Below are 18,847 nucleotides of genomic sequence, written 5' to 3' on the forward strand. Positions count from 1 at the left end.
AAGAGAACAATTAAAGGGAAAATATATGGCTTTAGAGAGAACATTTTCTATCGTTAAACCTGATGCAGTAAGGCGTGATTTGATTGGTGAAATCTACAACCGTATTGAAAAAGCGGGCTTAAGAATCGTTGCGGCAAAGATGCTACACCTTAATGAAGAACAAGCCAGTGGCTTCTATGCAGAGCATGAAGGCAAGCCATTCTTCGATGACCTGAAAGCCTTTATGACCTCTGGGCCAATTATGGTGCAAGTGCTTGAAGGTGAAAATGCGATCTGCCGTTATCGTGAACTGATGGGTAAGACTAACCCAGAAGAAGCAGCCTGTGGCACCATTCGTTCTGACTATGCGTTGAGTATGCGTCATAACTCGGTACATGGTTCTGATAGCCCAGAGTCCGCTGCGCGAGAAATAGAGTTCTTTTTCCCAAGTGCCGAAATCCACCCTCGCACTTAATGGAATCTCGTTATCAGCCCCAAGCCTCGGCTTGGGGTTGTTTTTATCTTCATCTCTTCAATCACTACCAATCAATAGCTTAGGTATCTCACATTGCACAACACTTGTTGTGGTCGCGTAAAGGCTGTACAATTCGCGCCCTTATTTCGTGTTCTGTCATTTGAGAGGCCATATGACCACAGAAAAAATCAATCTACTCGATTTTGATCGCAAGGCAATGCGAGCATTCTTCGCGGATGAACTAGGCGAGAAAGCATTTCGTGCTGACCAAGTGATGAAGTGGATCTACCATTTTGGTATCGATGATTTCGATAAAATGACGAACATCAACAAGAAACTGCGTGAGAAGCTGCATCAAAAGTGTGAGGTAGTTGCACCGGTTGTTTCTGATGCTCAGCACTCATCGGATGGCACGATTAAGTGGGCGATGCGTGTTGGCGGGCAAGATGTTGAAACGGTTTATATCCCGGAAGACGACAGAGCGACACTTTGTGTCTCTTCTCAGGTAGGTTGTGCGCTGGAATGTAAGTTCTGTTCAACAGCGCAGCAAGGATTCAACCGTAACTTGAAAGTCTCTGAAATTATCGGTCAGGTGTGGCGTGCTGCACGTGAAGTCGGTTTAGAGAAGGAAACGGGTCGTCGCCCGATTACCAATGTGGTCATGATGGGCATGGGTGAACCATTGCTTAACATGAAGAATTTGATTCCATCTCTGGAAATCATGTTAGATGATCTTGGCTTTGGTTTGTCTAAGCGCCGCGTCACGGTCTCAACCTCGGGGGTGGTATCAGGCCTTGATCAAATGGCGGGACAAATTGATGTGGCATTGGCTATCTCATTACACGCGCCAAATGATGAGCTACGCAGTTCTATCATGCCGATTAATGATCGCTGGGACATTCAAGACTTCCTGGCTTCTGTGCGTCGCTACATCGCAACTTCAAACGCTAACCGCGGCAAAGTAACCATTGAGTACGTGTTGCTTGACCATGTCAACGATGACATGGACCACGCACGAGAGCTAGCGGAGCTGTTAAAAGATACGCCGTGTAAAATTAACTTGATTCCGTTTAACCCATACCCGGGCTCTCCATACAAGAAACCGAGTAATTCGCGAATTGACCGTTTCCAAAAGACACTTATGCAGTACGATCACACAGTGACAGTGCGTAAAACTCGCGGTGACGATATTGATGCGGCCTGTGGTCAGCTCGTGGGTGACGTGATTGACCGAACTAAGCGCACTCAAGTGAATCGTGTAGCAAAAGGCGAGACGATAGACGTAAAAAGTGTCTAATTGTTAACCTATATATCTGAAAAACCAGGTCAAAAGACCTGGTTTTTCACGTTTTTATGGCTAGAAAATGTCAGTTTTCTGAAAAAATATTGATGAGTAGTCAATTTCTGCCGCTTGCTCATGTTGTTTCATGACTAATATCTATTAGAATGAATTAGATAAACATAGTTTTTTCAACCGCTGTCTCGTCTAATGGCTATTTTGTAACTTAACGCGGTTATTATAACTCAAGCACATTCTCTATTCGGTTCACGAAAAATAAGAACGATAACTCCACCGAGTAGACTAACTTAAATAAGATTCTCGATGACAAATGAAGAAACGAGTGCAGTAGACACTCCACAGATACAAGCAGGTACATTGCTTCAAGCAAAACGACAAGAGCTTGGCTGGTCACAACAGCAAGTAGCGGAGCGTCTTTGCCTCAAGGTATCAGTGATAAAAAACATAGAGAATAACGATTTCTCTCAACAACAAGTGGCAACGTTTACTCGTGGATATATTCGTAACTATGCCAAATTGATGGGTATTCCTGAAAGTGAAATTTTAGGCGCGCTCGATGGGCATGACTCTACTCAATACAAAGAGCAAGAGATGCACAGCTTTTCCAAGAAAACCAACAAAGAGAAGCATGATAGCCGCATCATGTTGATCACTTGGGGTATTCTTATCGCTATTGTTGGGATCTCTGTACTCTGGTGGTTCAATGAGCGTGATAATAGTGAACTAGAAATGGTTCAAGAGACAACGCCAACTTCAGAGGTGGTAGAGATTGCTGAAACACTGCCGACTATTGAGGAAGTGGTGACTATCGATAGCCAAGAAGCCGTGGTAGAAGCAACATCGAATAACGAAACAGCGGCGCTGGATGCAGGTGTTGAAGAGTCAACGGCGTTAGACAACGAAACGGTATCAGAAACACCTGCCGTTGTTGATGAGTTACTTGACGAAGCCGTTAATGCTTCTGAAGACGATACTCAAGAAGTGGTTATTTCAGAGCCACAAGCTTTACCACGCCTGCGTATTACTCTTGATGGCGACTGTTGGTTGCAGGTAAAAGATGCGACAGGTAAGACTCTAGCTATTGGTACTAAAACGGCTGGTGAGGTCCTCGATTTCGATCAAGAAGGCAGTTACAGTCTCATTTTAGGAGCGCCTCAGAATGTTTCTATCACTTTTGCGAGTGAACCAGTCGACCTTTCTGGGTATACTGCAGGTAAAGTAGCTAGAATCACCTTACCATAGTAAACATTATGCAATACGAATCTCCGATCAAACGTCGCCCATCTACGCGTATTTATGTGGGCGATGTGCCTATTGGTGATGGTGCGCCAATCGCCGTTCAATCAATGACCAACACACGTACAACGGATGTTGATGCCACTGTGGCTCAAATCCGTGCGCTCGAGAATGTCGGAGCAGACATTGTGCGTGTTTCTGTTCCTACCATGGATGCTGCGGAAGCGTTCAAGCTGATCAATCAGCAAGTCAATGTGCCTCTGGTGGCAGATATTCACTTCGATTACCGTATCGCCCTCAAAGTGGCGGAGTATGGCGTTGACTGTTTGCGTATCAACCCAGGAAACATCGGTAAAGAAGATCGTATCCGCTCGGTGGTTGATTGTGCTCGTGATAAGAATATCCCAATCCGTATTGGTGTTAACGGTGGCTCTTTAGAGAAAGATATCCAAATGAAATACGGCGAGCCGACACCAGAAGCTTTGGTTGAATCGGCGATGCGTCACGTGGATATTCTTGATAGATTGAACTTCGATCAGTTCAAGGTCAGTGTTAAGGCTTCAGACGTATTCCTTGCTGTCGATTCATACCGTTTACTGGCACAGAAGATTGATCAGCCTCTTCACCTTGGTATTACTGAAGCAGGTGGCGCACGAGCGGGAGCGGTTAAGTCTTCTGTTGGTTTAGGTATGCTGCTGGCTGAGGGTATTGGTGATACACTACGTATCTCTTTGGCGGCCGATCCTGTTGAAGAGATCAAAGTCGGTTTCGACATTTTAAAATCGCTACGTATCCGCTCACGCGGTATTAACTTCATCGCTTGCCCTAGTTGCTCACGTCAAGAGTTTGATGTCATCGGTACGGTCAATGCGTTGGAGCAGCGTTTGGAAGATATTATTACCCCAATGGATGTCTCTATCATCGGTTGTGTGGTGAATGGTCCTGGTGAAGCTGAGGTTTCACACTTGGGCCTTGCTGGAAGCAATAAGAAAAGCGCCTTCTATGAAGATGGTAAGCGCCAAAAAGAACGCTTTGACAATGATGACTTAGTGAATCAACTTGAAGCGAAGATCCGTGCGAAAGCGGCAACACTCGATAGCGACAATCGCATCGACGTAAAACACATCGAATCAAATTAATCTCAACGACATTACGGTAAGTATTGTGGCAAAAACAATTCAAGCAATCCGAGGCATGAACGACTGCCTCCCAACGCAATCTCCACTATGGCAAAAAGTGGAAGGTACAGTTAAAAACGTAATCAGTGCATACGGCTACAATGAAGTTCGTATGCCAATCGTTGAGATGACACATCTATTCAGTCGTGCTATCGGTGAAGTTACCGACGTGGTTGAAAAAGAGATGTATACCTTTGAAGACCGCAACGGTGACAGCCTGACTCTTCGTCCAGAGGGTACGGCAGGTTGTGTGCGTTCGGGGATCGAGAATGGTCTTCTGTACAATCAAGAGCAACGTCTATGGTACATGGGGCCAATGTTCCGTCATGAGCGCCCACAAAAAGGTCGCTACCGTCAATTCCACCAATGTGGTGTGGAGGTGTTTGGCCTAAACGGCCCTGATGTTGACGCTGAACTGATTATGATGACTGCACGCTTGTGGCGTGAGCTAGGTATTGAGAAACATGTTCGCCTAGAGCTGAACTCTATTGGCTCAACAGAAGACCGTGCTAACTATCGTACTGCATTGATTGCTTTCCTAGAGCAACATGAAGACGTTCTTGATGACGACTGCAAACGTCGTATGCATACAAATCCACTGCGTGTTCTTGATACAAAGAATCCAGAAGTACAGGCGATTTTAGGAGACGCTCCACGTCTGTCTGACTACTTGAGTGAAGAGTCGACACAACATTTTGCAGGTCTGTGTGAACTTCTTGACGCGGCAGGCATCGAATATACGGTGAATGAACGCTTAGTTCGTGGTTTAGATTACTACAACCGAACGGTATTTGAGTGGATCACCGAAAGCCTGGGTGCACAAGGCACCGTTTGTGGTGGTGGCCGCTACGATGGCTTGGTTGAGCAGCTAGGCGGTAAACCAACACCAGCCGTTGGTTTTGCTATGGGTCTTGAGCGACTCGTACTCATGATGGAAACGCTTGAGCTGACGAATGTACGTCGCAGCGTTGACGTTTATATGGTGACTGCGGGTGAAGGCACTATGATGGCAGGCATGAAGCTGGCAGAGCTGCTTCGTGAACAGGTGCCGGGTCTTCGCGTAATGAACCATTTTGGTGGTGGTAACTTCAAGAAGCAGTTTAAGCGTGCCGACAAAGTGGGTGCAGTCGTCGCTCTTGTATTAGGCGAGAACGAAGTTGCTGACGGTACTGTCGTACTGAAAGATCTTGTTGGTGGCGAGCAGTCCACAATTACACAACAAGAAGCTGTAGAAAAGCTGGCACAACTGGTTTAATGACCAACAATGATTTAAGAGGGCAGTGAGTACACTGCCTTCTCGCGTAGATTTAAAGAGGATAAGAAGTTGGAACTCTACGATAGCGAAGAACAACAAGTAGAAGCCATTAAGGATTGGTGGAAGGAAAACGGTAAGGCAGTCATTCTTGGCACTGTTGTTGGTATCGGTGGTTTATTGGGCTGGCGTTTCTACCAAGACACAGTCGTTGAAGCGCAAGAAGCGGCTTCTGATGCTTATACCACGGCCGTGACACAATTAGCGGCGCAAGGTGCAGATGCACAAGATACGGTGCAGAGCTTTATTAGTGCGAACAGCGATTCAGAATATGCAACGCTAGCGGCATTGCAACTGGCCAAAGTGCAAGTTGAAAGTGGTGAGCTAGATGCGGCACTTGAACAGCTTAACTGGGCTAAATCAAACTCAAAAGATACCGCACTAACAGCTGTCGCGACATACCGTGTTGCTCGTATCTTGGTTGAGCAAGGCAACGATGAGCAAGCGTTAACTGAGCTAGATGCGTTGACTCACAAAGACTGGGCAGGTCGCGTTGCTGAACTGCGCGGTGATATCTTGCTTCGCTCTGGTGATCAAGACGCTGCATATCAAGCTTACTCTCAAGCACAGCAATCAGCAGACAACAGCCAAACGCTTCAAATGAAGCTAGATGATCTCGCGAAATAAGGACACTCTTTGATGAAGAAACTGCTTCGCAAAGTACTGATGCCTGCGTTTGCTATCGGTATTTTGGCAGGATGTGCGGGAGAAGAAGATACCATTATCATGGCACCAGTGCCTGAGGTATCGAATGAGTTTTCTCCTCAGCAACAGTGGACAAGTTCGATTGGCAGTGGCGTAGAGCAATACTTCTCAAAACTGACGCCTGAGTATGCTTACGGAAAAGTGTTTGCGGCCAACCGTAAAGGTCTTGTTCGCGCTATGGATCCTGAAAATGGTCGACAAATCTGGCAGACCGACTTAGAAAGTGACACGTCAGCTTTATTGTCTGGTGGTATCTTAGCGGCGTATTCGAAGCTTTTCATTGGTAGCGAAAACGGTGAAGTTATCGCCCTTGATGAAGAGACAGGTGAAGAGCTTTGGCGCACAGGGGTTGAGGGCGAAGTGCTTGCTGCTCCTATTGCAGAAAGTAACCTCATCATCGTTCACACCGCCCGTGGTATGTTAATCGCACTTGCACAGGACTCTGGTGAGCAGCGCTGGGCAATCAGTATGGATGTGCCGAATCTGACCCTGCGTGGCGATAGTCGACCTGCCTCAGTCTCAGGAGGTGTGTTCTGGGGTACCGCAAACGGCCGTCTAGCGGCTGCGATTGTTGAAAATGGTCAACTTATTTGGCAGCAACCTATCGGTATGCCGCAAGGGGCGACTGAGATTGATCGCCTAGTTGACGTTGATGCGTCGCCGATTATTTTAGGCAGTACCCTATATATTGTTGGCTTTAACGGTAATCTAGTGAGTGTCGATTTGCGCTCAGGTCAGCCAATATGGAAACGTCCATACTCGTCGGCAAACGATATTGCGACAGATAATCGCACTATCTTCCTAGCAACAGACAAAGATCACCTCGTTGCCGTTGATGCGCGCAGTGGCACGGAGTTATGGGTTAACGATCAGCTTGAACACCGCTTACTGACTGCGCCAACGATTATCGAAAGATATCTCGTGGTTGGTGATACTGAAGGCTACTTATACTGGATCGATCGTGAAACTGGCGATTTTGTTTCTAAGCAATTGGTGCATGATAGTGGTTTTGCTGTAGGCCCGGTTGCACTTGACGATGGCTATGTCATCGTGACGCGCAATGGCGATATAAAGAAACTGACGATCAACAAATAAATTGTGATATTATTCACATTCGGCTCCTGGCTGTTCTGCAGTTAGGAGCCGTTTTATTGAAAGCGAGTAAATAAGGGACGAAAATTACTCCATCTTTTAGTGTTTGTGGTTATAGGTAACGCGCTGACTTATCGAAGAGCAAGTGGTTACCTATAACTACAGAGAGAACATAGTGTAGAGGTTATTATGGTACCTGTTGTTGCCTTAGTAGGGCGTCCGAACGTTGGTAAATCAACGTTATTTAACCGATTGACTCGTACTCGCGACGCATTGGTTGCGGATTTCCCAGGGTTAACTCGTGACCGTAAGTACGGCCAGGCTAAGCTTGGTGAACACGAATTTATCGTGATTGATACTGGCGGTATCGATGGTACGGAAGAAGGTGTAGAAACCAAAATGGCAGAGCAGTCGCTAGCGGCGATTGATGAAGCCGATGTTGTACTGTTCATGGTCGATGGCCGTGCAGGTCTAACACCATCTGATGTCGCAATTTCTAATCACCTGCGTAAAATTGAAAAGCCATCTATGCTGGTGGTGAACAAAGTTGATGGAATCGACTCGGATGCAGCAAGTGCCGATTTCTGGCAGCTTGGCGTAGAAAACATGTATCAGATTGCGGCTGCACATGGCCGTGGTGTGAGTGCATTGATCGACCGTGCTCTTAATCCATTTGCTGAACAGCTTCTTGAAGAGCAAGGTCAGATCGAGGATCTTACCGAGTTTGAAGATGTTGAAGAAGAGAAGCTAGATTACACCGAAGAAGAAGCGGAAGAAGAGTACAAGCGCCTTCAAGAGAAACCGATCAAATTGGCGATCATTGGTCGTCCAAATGTGGGTAAATCAACGCTGACTAACCGTATCTTAGGTGAAGAGCGTGTGGTTGTATACGATATGCCAGGAACAACGCGTGATTCCATCTATATTCCGATGGAGCGCGATGGTCGCGAATACGTACTGATCGATACTGCAGGTGTTCGTCGCCGTAAACGCATCAACGAGACTGTTGAGAAGTTCTCAGTTGTTAAGACCCTAAAAGCGGTTGAAGATGCGAACGTTGTACTGCTGGTTATTGACGCTCGTGAAAACATTTCTGATCAAGATCTAAGCCTACTTGGTTTCGCACTGAATGCAGGACGTTCCATTGTTATTGCAGTCAACAAGTGGGACGGCTTAGATATGGATGTGAAAGAGCACGTTAAGAAAGAGCTAGACCGTCGTCTAGGTTTTGTTGACTTTGCTCGCATTCACTTCATTTCAGCGCTTCATGGTACAGGTGTAGGTCACTTGTTTGAATCGGTTCAGGAAGCTTACAAGTCTGCGACAACGCGAGTCGGTACGTCAGTTCTTACGCGCATTATGAAGATGGCTACTGATGATCACCAACCACCGATGGTTCGTGGTCGCCGTGTGAAATTGAAGTACGCGCACGCGGGGGGCTACAATCCACCGATCGTAGTTATTCACGGTAACTTGGTAAATGAACTACCAGATTCATACAAGCGTTACTTGATGAACTACTACCGCAAGTCTCTGGAAATCATGGGTACGCCAATTCGTATTCAGTTCCAAAGCAGCGAAAACCCATTTGAGGGTAAAACAAGTAAGATGACTCTTTCTCAAGAGCGTAAGCGTAAGAAGCTTATGGGCATGATGAAGAATCGCAAGAAATAAAGAATAACGATTGATTTTAAAGCGCTATAGACGGCAGTCTATAGCGCTTTTTTGCATTTATCCCGAGGAGTGAATATGCAACTTTCTCCAACGACTGTGAAATTTTGCCACAACACTTGGTCGCTTTCGGCGCAAGTACAACTAGTCAAGCATGAAGAAGGTAAAACGTACCTGATTGCCAACCAAACCCCTTTTCACCCAGTAAGCCATATATGGCCAGATCATCCCGCGGATCGAGGGGAAGTTATTGTTGATGGTCATACCTATTCGGTAGTCGATTGCCTTGTCGGGGCCGTCGAGCTTGCAACGCAAGATCTACACGTCGATAAAGCAATTCCTGTAAAACGTGATGAGTTTGGTTGGGCCTTTGTTGTCGTGCATGTGTTAGAGCAAGAGCTAACTCCTGTAATCGGCGCTAACGTTGAGTTCAATGTAGATAAAAACTATCAGCAAGCATTGAGCCGAGGTCATAGTGCAGGGCACCTTGCTTATCTTGCGCTGAACAAAGTGCTGGTTGAAGGTGGTTACTGGCGTAAAAAGGCCGATCGCAAAGACCCACATGGCAATTACGACTTTAATAGCTACGCGCAAGAGACAAGCTTTGTCACCGAAGACCAGTGTATTGATCTATATCGATTGGGTAAAACTTTACGCAAGCGCGGCTTGAACAGGGCGGATATGCTGACAGACTTGCCGGATATTATGCTGCAGGTAAACCAGCAGCTTGAGAGTTGGCTAGCAGGTGGTGCTGATGTGGCTATGGAGTGTCAGGGAGAAGCTTTGACCAACTCACGCTATTGGCATTGTGATCTCGGTGAAGAAGCACCAGCCGTGATTCCATGTGGCGGCACACACGTGCAGTCTCTTCAAGAGTATGCTGAAATTAATGTTCAGTTAACAGCTGTCGATAGCCAAAATGTTGAAATGCTGACACGTGTAAAAGCAGCATAGTTCAATTATGATCAATTTATTAAATTCTGATTTTGTGGTAAAAAATGAGCTTTCCAGATTAATGTTCTATTTTAAATTGAAATGCAGCACATGTAACTTATGCTTTCGGTATGTGGTTATATAAATGTTCTTAATCGGGCAGATCGCTGATCACATGGGAAAATGCCGATGATCGCTGTTTGATCTTTTAGATGACAAAGATCATGTTAACTCAATTAAGATGGCGTATCTTAATGGGTAGTTGATTCTGTGAGAGAAGTGAGAAATGACAGAGAATATATGTCCAAAGTGCCAATCGGATCTGGAATGGGATGCAGGGTATGTATGCACTCCGTGCTCGTCTAGGTACCAAAAGATTGGGTACTGTCCAGATTGCTCTGTGCAGTTAGAAAAACTGCAAGCGTGTGGTGCGGCCAGTTACTTTTGTAACTCCTGCAATGAGCTCAAGTCTAAATCGAGAGTCAGGTTTGAGTTTAAAGTTGAAAAAGCTGAGAGCTAATAGAAAAGGGGCGTGATGCCCCTTTTCTATTTATTGCACGATAGACGTCACTTTACCTTTCGCGACGCGGGTAATGAGCACGTCTCCTGTTTGCACTTGCTCTTGCTCGGTGATCACTTCACCAGACTCTAGCTGGGTAATTGAGTAACCACGTTTGAGGGTTGCAAGTGGGCTGACCGTGTCGAGCTTTTCTGCTGCGAGTGCCAGCTTGTGTCGGGATAGGAGCATGCGACGCTTCATCGCTTCGATCAGCTTCTGCTGCGATTGAGTCAGTTGATGCGTTTGCTGCTGGATCACACGAGTTGGTGATGCTTGCTGGAGACGATACTGCTTCCGCTCTACTGCATCGTATTGGCGCAGGACGTACTGCTGCATTGCGCGCTGAAGGCGACGTTCAAGATCATCGAGTTGTTGGGATTGACGTTCAAGCTGGTAGCTGGGATGCTGCTTTTCAAGGCGATGCATCAAGTGGATTAGTGTTTGTCTTTGCTGTTGGAAGTACAATTTACTCGCATTAAAAAGCTTATTAACTCGAACTTGCACATTTTGCGTTTTGTGGCTGTTGTCTCGGCTTACCAACTCTGCTGCTGCAGAAGGCGTTGGGGCACGCATATCAGCGACAAAATCGGCAATGGTCACATCTATTTCATGCCCCACTGCGCTGATAATCGGAATTTGGCTGGCAGCAATGGTTCGAGCGACAATTTCCTCGTTGAAGCACCATAAATCTTCCAGAGAGCCACCACCACGACCGACAATTAACACATCACATTCATTGCGATCGTTCGCTGTACCAATCGCTTGTGCGATACGAATTGCTGCACCCTCTCCCTGAACCATCGTTGGGTAAATCACAACGGGTAAAGAGGGATCGCGACGTTTCAGTACATCCAATATGTCAAATAATGCAGCGCCAGTTTGCGAGGTGATCACCCCAACGCGAGTAGGGTGCTCTGGCAATGGTCGTTTATTGGTTTGAGCGAATAGCCCTTCACCAGCGAGACGCATTTTCAGCTCTTCAAATTGCTGCTGCAGTCGGCCATCACCTTCCGGTTGCATGCTGTCGATGATCAATTGGTAATCGCCACGTGGTTCATAAAGGGATAAACGCGCCTTGACCAACACTTGCTGACCCGCTTGCGGTTTAAAGGTGACTCGGCGATTGTTGCCTTTGAACATGGCGCACTTAACTTGAGCGCGAGCGTCTTTGAGGGTGAAGTACCAGTGACCAGAGATTGGCGCTGAAAAGTTAGAGATTTCTCCCACCAACCAAACAATGCCCATTTCATTTTCGAGCAGTAAACGAACTTCAGAATTTAGACGAGAAACAGTGAAAATATTCGGGTTGGACGCAGCGGGCACGGCTAATCTCAAGACATGAGTATGGAAGTTAGCGGCAATATAATACATATCAAGGGGGGAAATGCAAATTAAAAATAGAAAAATGTGTAGCCAAGCGATTGCGTTGACCGTATAATCCCTCCGCAATATCTAATCCAAAGCAGTTTACTGCCACTCATTATGCGAAACGATGAGTTTGGATTTACCCATTTACCTTTCCTATTGTGAGATATTGCAAATGCTAAGAATTGCCAAAGAAGCGCTGACATTCGACGACGTATTACTTGTGCCAGCACACTCCACCGTTCTCCCAAACACAGCTGATCTTCGCACTCAGCTGACGAAGAATATTACCCTCAACATCCCAATGATCTCTGCATCTATGGATACAGTGACTGAAGCTCGCCTAGCTATCGCACTTGCGCAAGAAGGCGGCGTTGGTTTCATCCATAAGAACATGTCTATTGAGCAGCAAGCGGCTGAAGTTCGTAAAGTTAAGAAATTCGAAGCGGGTGTTGTTACGGATCCAGTGACAGTTAATCCACAAGCGACAATTGCTGATGTCGTTGCTTTGACTGAAAAGCACGGCTTTGCCGGTTTCCCTGTTGTGACAGAAAGCAATGAGCTTGTTGGTATCATCACAGGCCGTGACGTACGTTTTGTAACTGACCTTTCTAAGTCTGTTGAAGCAGTAATGACGCCAAAAGAGCGTTTGGCTTCAGTTAAAGAAGGCGCAACTCGTGAAGAAGTGCAAGAGAAGATGCACGAAGCGCGTGTTGAAAAAGTACTTGTTGTGAACGAAGAGTTCCAGCTAACAGGTATGATTACTGCAAAAGACTTCCACAAAGCAGAGCGTAAGCCGAATGCATGTAAAGATGCACAAGGTCGTCTGCGTGTTGGTGCTGCTGTTGGTGCTGGTGCTGGTAACGAAGAGCGCGTTGCTGCTCTTGTTGAAGCAGGTATCGATGTTCTACTTATTGACTCTTCTCACGGTCACTCTGAAGGTGTCTTGAACCGTATCCGTGAAACTCGCGCAGCATACCCAGATCTCGACATCGTTGGCGGTAACGTAGCAACGGGTGCAGGCGCAAAAGCGCTAATCGACGCTGGTGTAAGTGCCGTTAAAGTAGGTATCGGCCCTGGCTCAATCTGTACAACTCGTATCGTAACAGGTGTTGGTGTTCCTCAAGTTACCGCTATCGCAGATGCGGTAGAAGTGGCAAATGAGCACGGTATCCCAGTGATTGCTGATGGTGGTATCCGTTTCTCTGGTGACATCTGTAAAGCCATCGTTGCTGGTGCGTCTTGTGTCATGGTTGGCTCTATGTTCGCAGGTACAGAAGAAGCGCCGGGTGAGGTCATTCTATACAACGGTCGTTCATACAAAGCATATCGTGGCATGGGCTCTCTTGGCGCTATGTCTCAAGGCTCTTCAGACCGTTACTTCCAAACTGATAATGCGGCAGACAAACTTGTTCCTGAAGGCATTGAAGGTCGTATCGCATACAAAGGCCGTCTAAAAGAGATCGTACACCAGCAAATGGGTGGTCTACGTTCAAGCATGGGGCTTACCGGCTCTGCAACCATTGAAGATATGCGCACGAAAGCTGAATTTGTTCGTATCTCTGGTGCAGGTATGGCTGAGTCACACGTACATGACGTTCAAATTACTAAGGAAGCGCCAAACTACCGTCGCGGTTAATTTCTTATCAAACTAAATTATTTTGTATAAGAAAGACCTGACGAAAACGTTTGCTTTTTTCCTTGAAGCATTGAAGAGAGGCGAGTAAACTCGCCTCGTTTTCTTAATCCAGCTTAAAAAGACTGCCTAAAATGACGAAAAATATTCATGACCAACGTATCCTGATCCTAGACTTTGGATCGCAATACACTCAGCTAGTCGCACGCCGTGTTCGTGAGATCGGTGTTTACTGTGAACTATGGAGCTGGGACGTAGAAGAAGCGGATATTCGTGAATTCAACCCAGACGGTATCATCCTATCTGGTGGCCCTGAAAGCGTAACGGAAGAAAACTCTCCGCGCGCACCTCAATATGTATTCGACTCTGGCGTTCCTGTTCTTGGTGTATGCTACGGCATGCAAACGATGGCAGAACAGCTTGGCGGTAAAGTCGCTAGCTCAGAAGAGCGCGAGTTTGGTTACGCACAGGTGAGTGTTTCTGGCGAATCTGCAATCTTTAAAGATCTTGAAGCGACTCAAGATGTTTGGATGAGCCACGGTGACAAGGTTGTCGAGATCCCAGCGGATTTCGTTAAAGTTGGCGAGACAGAAACGTGTCCATACGCAGCGATGGCGAACGAAGAGAAGAAATACTACGGCGTTCAATTCCACCCAGAAGTGACACACACGAAACAAGGCCTACAGATGCTTGAGAACTTCGTTCTTGGCGTATGTGGTTGTGAGCGTCTTTGGACTTCTGAATCAATCATCGAAGATGCGGTTGCTCGTATCAAAGAGCAAGTCGGCGATGATGAAGTGATTCTAGGCCTATCTGGTGGTGTTGACTCATCAGTTGTCGCTATGCTGGTACACCGTGCAATCGGTGACAAACTCACATGTGTATTTGTTGACAACGGTCTTCTTCGTCTCAACGAAGGTCAGCAAGTCATGGATATGTTTGGCGACAAGTTCGGCCTAAACATTATCAAAGTGGATGCAGAAGAGCGTTTCCTAACAGCGCTTGAAGGCAAGTCTGATCCAGAAGACAAGCGTAAGACAATCGGTCACGTATTTGTCGACGTTTTCGACGAAGAGTCGAAGAAGCTTGAAAATGCGAAGTGGCTTGCTCAAGGGACTATCTACCCTGACGTGATTGAATCTGCAGCCTCTAAGACGGGCAAAGCGCACGTAATCAAGTCTCACCACAACGTGGGTGGCCTGCCAGATGATATGGAAATGGGTCTTGTTGAGCCTCTGCGTGAGCTGTTCAAAGATGAAGTTCGCAAGATTGGTCTAGAGCTTGGCCTTCCTTACGACATGCTATACCGTCACCCATTCCCGGGTCCTGGTCTAGGTGTTCGTGTTCTTGGCGAGATTAAGAAAGAGTACTGTGACCTGCTACGTCGTGCAGACGCTATCTTTATTGAAGAGCTACATGCTGCTGACCTTTACCACAAAGTGTCTCAAGCATTCACGGTATTCCTACCAGTACGCTCTGTTGGTGTCATGGGTGACGGTCGTAAATACGATTGGGTTGTATCACTGCGCGCAGTAGAAACGATCGACTTTATGACGGCACACTGGGCACACCTACCATACGATTTCCTAGGTAAGGTTTCTAACCGTATCATCAATGAAATCGATGGTATCTCACGTGTTGTTTACGATATCTCTGGTAAGCCGCCAGCGACAATCGAGTGGGAATAAACACTTAAAGTAACAAACACGACAAAGCCTTGGTTATGCCAAGGCTTTTTTACGTTTGGGGCTAGGGATCGTTTCTAATTATCTCCCCGTACTTGAGCATTAATTCTGCAAGTGTCGTGACCTCAAGCTTCTTCAAAATGTTTGATCGATGAACCTCAATGGTTCTCAGTGATAGGCACAGTTGATCGGCGATTTGTTGATTGCGCCTCCCCGAAGTAAGCAAATCCAGAACCTGACTCTCTCGTTTTGATAGTGTGTGGTACTTTTGCAGATACTGATCGATCACGGCTTGCTGTTTGGATAAATCCAGGCAGCGATAGATTGCCGCAACGAGAGCTTCCCCATCGACGGGTTTTTGAAGAAAGTCGATCGCGCCTTTTTTTAGTGCCTCTACAGCCGAGGGTATATCACCATGCCCAGTCAGAAAAATGACTTTGAGTGGGCTGTATTCGTTGATGAGCTGCTGATGAACCTCTTGTCCTAACATTTCAGGCATACGCATGTCTAGGATTGCACACCCCGGCTGTGTAATGTCGGTATGCTCGAAAAATGCTTTCCCAGAGGAAAAAGTGACAACCTCTAAGCCGTAGCTATCCAGAAGAAATTTTAGAGACTCTCTGACTTCTCGCTCATCATCGACGAGGTACACGGGTAAATGGGGTTGGTTCATTAGCAATTGTCTCTTTTTGGAATCGTAACATTGGCGATACAGCCTGGTGTTGTATTACTGAGTGAGAGTCGCCCACCGTGTTTTTCTACGACATCTTGGCAAATAGATAAACCAAGGCCCAATCCGCTATCCTTAGTAGAAAAGAAGGCGCTGTGGATCTCTTCATTACTCGCAATCAGCCCACAGCCATTATCGTGAACAGTGATGTTGATGTTTGTCGTGTCGTAGCAGAGAAGAACCTTAACACGAAGCGTTTCTCTCTCAGAGGCAACAGATTGGCAAGCGTCACTTGCGTTACTTAACAAGTTTAAAAGTACTTGTTGCATACCGACATAGTCAAATTGAGCGGCGTAGGGCTGGCCGATGGTTTCCAATGAAAGCGAAATCGAGTGACGTCTGAAATTGGACTCAATCAACTCCATCGACTCTTTGATAAAAGTAATAGGATCACAGAGTGTGAACTCAGTTTCTCTTCTTTTAACTAGAGCCCTTAAGCGCTGAATAATTTCACTCGCTGATGACGCTTGTTGGTCTATTTTTTTCAGTGTGCCCTTGAGATCACTGACTTCGCGGCCTCTGTCCATAAAGTTAACTAAGCCACGAGAGTAGTTTTTTATTGCAGAGAGAGGCTGGTTGATTTCATGAGCCAAGCTGGAGCCTAACTCCCCGATGATCATCGTTCTTTGCACATGCTCCAATACCGCATTTTTCTCTTTTAACTCATCCAGAGAGCGTTCTAGTTTTTTTCGGTTCTGGTTGAATCGATAAGTAAGAAGAAGGTGATAGCCTGCCATGGCAAGAATTGAGATGACGATAATGATGACAACATAGTGATGCCTTTTCGCCAATTCTAAAAGGCGCTGCTCCCACTCTTTTTGCAAAGGGTGCATATCTAAGTACTTATATACCTTGTCAACATCAGTATTACTGACTGGAAATGTCCAACCTATGCTGTAGAGGGCTTGAGCTGCCGGGTGATCCTCTGGCATAGCCAGTAGCGCTTGTGACACCTGTTTTCCAATCCGATCTTCCGCTTGGTCTGTTTTGGCCCATGTCCAGTTTGGGTAAAGAGGTGTACTCACTGCACAACTTGAATTGTATGGGCGCTGCTCGTTAATGACTCTTAAGTTTGAGGGTTCAATGACACCATCCAATAGCATGTTTTCATACGTACAAGCCGGAACAATCCCGACCTCTATATCCCCTCGAATGACTGAGCGAATAATATTGTCCGTTGGCGGGCCCGTGAAAGAAATGTTGCGAAAGAATGTGGAAGCGGGCAGGTTGCGACGTTCAATTTCGTAGAAAAAAGCCAGAAATCCACCAAATGCTTTAGGGTCCACTGCTGCCATCGTCTTGCGCGACAAATCTTCAAAACTTGCGTAAGGCGACTCCTCTCTCACTAGCACCACAGACGCAATTGAACGACTTTGATTGTCGCTAAATCCGGTTTTTAGGGTGGCTAAACCTGTGACTTCAAATTGGCGCGACAGCGTAGTCGCTTGACCTGGACTGGTTAAAACAAAGTCTAACTGGTCTTCAAGAAACTCCTGTTCGAGAAGATCGAAGTTATAGGTATAGAGGTGAAAACGTGAGTTGGGAATCTGAGATTCAAGCCAATCAAGAGTTGGTCGCCAATGCTCTTGTGTGTGGCTATGGCCACGAAGGGCTAACACACCGACTTTGTAGTGCTCTATATCGTCTGCAGTCGCAGACGCACTAGCGAGTAAAGTCAGAAAGAGGGAAATAAGAGTAATGAGATAACGCTTCATAGTGAGTTACTTTTGGGATCTGACGCAATTATTTTTAGTTTTGTCATTAAGTGGTTTGTCTCAGATCAAGAGAAGTTGATTACTGTGGAAAACCACAATATTCATCAGGTCTATGAACTAGGAGAATTCACCAATACCACTTAGTGGGTAGAAGAATTCTAGTTGGCTTTGCACTCTTCGAAGCACAAATAACGAATAAGTAAGCTTCATTTAATAAGAGGTAAGGCATTGAACCTAATTAATTTAGCTCATTTGAGCGTTTTAACTTTTAAATTATATTGGATAGACGTGATGAAAAAATCAACGATTATGATCGGCGCGGTTGCTGCTGCAGTGGCAGTGGGTTACCCAGCTTATAAAAGTTTTTTTGGTGCTACAGCGGTAGAGGTCAGCGAAAAGGCATTGAACACCAAGTTCTCTGAATATCGCAACAGTGAAAGCTTTATTTCTGCACAGGAGCTCAACGCTTTGATGAGCTCTGATCAAGATGTTGTCGTGATCGGTGCTTTGAACCCGATGCGTCCAAATCAACCAATTTCGGGCTCATTTACACTGTGGCGCAACGACTATTCTGCGTCATCTGACGCGTACCCATTCGGTGGAATGCAAAACACTCAAGAAGAGATGGAAGCACTGCTTAGTCAGTTTGGTGCAACACCAGAGTCGACGATTGTTGTCTATGCCGCTGACTCTCATCATGACGCTGCTCGTCTATTCTGGCAGGTAACTGCACTAGGTCACAACGATGTGCGTTATCTAGATGGTGGTTTGAATGCTTGGATGGGAGCCGATTTCGCTACAGGTAATGCCAACCCTAGTGTTGAGGCGACTGAATACGCTGCGCCAAGCTACTCTGATATCGAGTTAGCAACACTTGATATGGTGATTGATGCGCAAACAAATGATGATTGGGTCATCATCGATACTCGAAGCCTAGCGGAGTTTGATGGTTCTACGACAGTGAGTGGTGCAGCTGGACCAGGTGCTATTCCTGGCAGTGTTCATATTGAATGGACAGAGACCGTTGAAGCCGACAGCACGTTGCGAGAGAAGCAAGAGCTTGCAGCGCTATACGCTGATGTGATTGAAGGTAAGAAAGTGATTACTTACTGCCAATCTGGCGTGCGTTCCGCCCACTCTCTACTGGTGCTTAAAGAAATTCTCGGTGCTCAAGAGGTCTATAACTATGACGGCTCTTGGATTGAGTACAGCCATGAGCACTATGTAGAGAAGAACCCTTCTGTCAATGTGATGAACGGTAATAGCTAGGGCGGTA

Annotated in this window: 16 protein-coding genes; 13 read left to right on the top strand and 3 right to left on the bottom strand. The window is 46.3% G+C overall.

Features of this window, described 5'->3' with window-relative positions:
• The first annotated feature begins 25 nt into the window (after positions 1–25).
• The 10 genes from ndk to GT360_RS03225 all read left to right on the top strand — a co-directional run bounded on the left by ndk (position 26) and on the right by GT360_RS03225 (position 10,401).
• Positions 26–454 (top strand): nucleoside-diphosphate kinase, encoded by a 429-nt coding sequence (gene ndk / locus GT360_RS03180; RefSeq protein WP_164647471.1) that lies wholly within the window; start codon positions 26–28, stop codon positions 452–454.
• A 172-nt stretch (positions 455–626) separates the two neighbouring features.
• The gene (gene rlmN / locus GT360_RS03185; RefSeq protein WP_164647472.1) at positions 627–1,751 is read left to right on the top strand and encodes a dual-specificity RNA methyltransferase RlmN; all 1,125 of its coding nucleotides are present in this window, start codon (positions 627–629) and stop codon (positions 1,749–1,751) included.
• A 306-nt stretch (positions 1,752–2,057) separates the two neighbouring features.
• Positions 2,058–2,996, top strand: coding sequence for a RodZ domain-containing protein (locus GT360_RS03190; protein ID WP_164647473.1), 939 nt, complete (start codon positions 2,058–2,060; stop codon positions 2,994–2,996).
• Between the two features lie 8 nt (positions 2,997–3,004).
• Positions 3,005–4,129: a flavodoxin-dependent (E)-4-hydroxy-3-methylbut-2-enyl-diphosphate synthase gene (gene ispG / locus GT360_RS03195; protein ID WP_164647474.1), complete on the top strand. Its 1,125-nt coding sequence runs from the start codon at positions 3,005–3,007 to the stop codon at positions 4,127–4,129.
• Positions 4,130–4,154: 25 nt separating this feature from the next.
• Positions 4,155–5,423 (top strand): histidine--tRNA ligase, encoded by a 1,269-nt coding sequence (gene hisS, locus GT360_RS03200; RefSeq protein WP_164647475.1) that lies wholly within the window; start codon positions 4,155–4,157, stop codon positions 5,421–5,423.
• 69 nt (positions 5,424–5,492) lie between these two features.
• Complete coding sequence (locus GT360_RS03205) at positions 5,493–6,107, top strand: YfgM family protein (RefSeq protein WP_164647476.1); 615 nt, start codon at positions 5,493–5,495, stop codon at positions 6,105–6,107.
• A 12-nt stretch (positions 6,108–6,119) separates the two neighbouring features.
• Positions 6,120–7,280: an outer membrane protein assembly factor BamB gene (bamB, locus tag GT360_RS03210; protein ID WP_164647477.1), complete on the top strand. Its 1,161-nt coding sequence runs from the start codon at positions 6,120–6,122 to the stop codon at positions 7,278–7,280.
• A gap of 186 nt (positions 7,281–7,466) precedes the next feature.
• Positions 7,467–8,951: a ribosome biogenesis GTPase Der gene (gene der, locus GT360_RS03215; protein WP_164647478.1), complete on the top strand. Its 1,485-nt coding sequence runs from the start codon at positions 7,467–7,469 to the stop codon at positions 8,949–8,951.
• A gap of 75 nt (positions 8,952–9,026) precedes the next feature.
• Positions 9,027–9,902: an alanyl-tRNA editing protein gene (locus GT360_RS03220; protein ID WP_164647479.1), complete on the top strand. Its 876-nt coding sequence runs from the start codon at positions 9,027–9,029 to the stop codon at positions 9,900–9,902.
• A gap of 265 nt (positions 9,903–10,167) precedes the next feature.
• On the top strand, positions 10,168–10,401 hold the full coding sequence (locus GT360_RS03225) for a zinc ribbon domain-containing protein (protein WP_164647480.1): 234 nt from the start codon (positions 10,168–10,170) through the stop codon (positions 10,399–10,401).
• A 30-nt stretch (positions 10,402–10,431) separates the two neighbouring features.
• Here the strand turns inward: GT360_RS03225 and xseA are convergent, their stop codons facing one another.
• Complete coding sequence (xseA, locus tag GT360_RS03230) at positions 10,432–11,811, bottom strand: exodeoxyribonuclease VII large subunit (protein ID WP_420825432.1); 1,380 nt, start codon at positions 11,809–11,811, stop codon at positions 10,432–10,434.
• A gap of 169 nt (positions 11,812–11,980) precedes the next feature.
• On the opposite strand from xseA, the gene guaB reads away from it, so the two are divergent.
• Both guaB and guaA read left to right on the top strand, forming a co-directional pair.
• The gene (gene guaB, locus GT360_RS03235; protein ID WP_164647482.1) at positions 11,981–13,444 is read left to right on the top strand and encodes an IMP dehydrogenase; all 1,464 of its coding nucleotides are present in this window, start codon (positions 11,981–11,983) and stop codon (positions 13,442–13,444) included.
• A 131-nt stretch (positions 13,445–13,575) separates the two neighbouring features.
• The gene (guaA, locus tag GT360_RS03240; RefSeq protein WP_164647483.1) at positions 13,576–15,129 is read left to right on the top strand and encodes a glutamine-hydrolyzing GMP synthase; all 1,554 of its coding nucleotides are present in this window, start codon (positions 13,576–13,578) and stop codon (positions 15,127–15,129) included.
• A 61-nt stretch (positions 15,130–15,190) separates the two neighbouring features.
• Here guaA and GT360_RS03245 read toward each other — a convergent pair whose 3' ends face one another.
• Complete coding sequence (locus GT360_RS03245) at positions 15,191–15,799, bottom strand: response regulator transcription factor (RefSeq protein WP_164647484.1); 609 nt, start codon at positions 15,797–15,799, stop codon at positions 15,191–15,193.
• Entirely contained in the window at positions 15,799–17,571 is a 1,773-nt protein-coding gene (locus tag GT360_RS03250; protein ID WP_164647485.1) for a sensor histidine kinase, read from the bottom strand. Before GT360_RS03250 ends, GT360_RS03245 begins: the two co-directional genes overlap by 1 nt.
• A gap of 291 nt (positions 17,572–17,862) precedes the next feature.
• Between GT360_RS03250 and GT360_RS03255 the strand changes: the two genes are divergently transcribed.
• The gene (locus tag GT360_RS03255) at positions 17,863–18,840 is read left to right on the top strand and encodes a sulfurtransferase (protein ID WP_164647486.1); all 978 of its coding nucleotides are present in this window, start codon (positions 17,863–17,865) and stop codon (positions 18,838–18,840) included.
• Positions 18,841–18,847: the final 7 nt, after the last annotated feature.

Origin of the sequence: Vibrio astriarenae, assembly GCF_010587385.1 — a bacterium.
Taxonomy (GTDB): Bacteria; Pseudomonadota; Gammaproteobacteria; order Enterobacterales; family Vibrionaceae; genus Vibrio; species Vibrio astriarenae.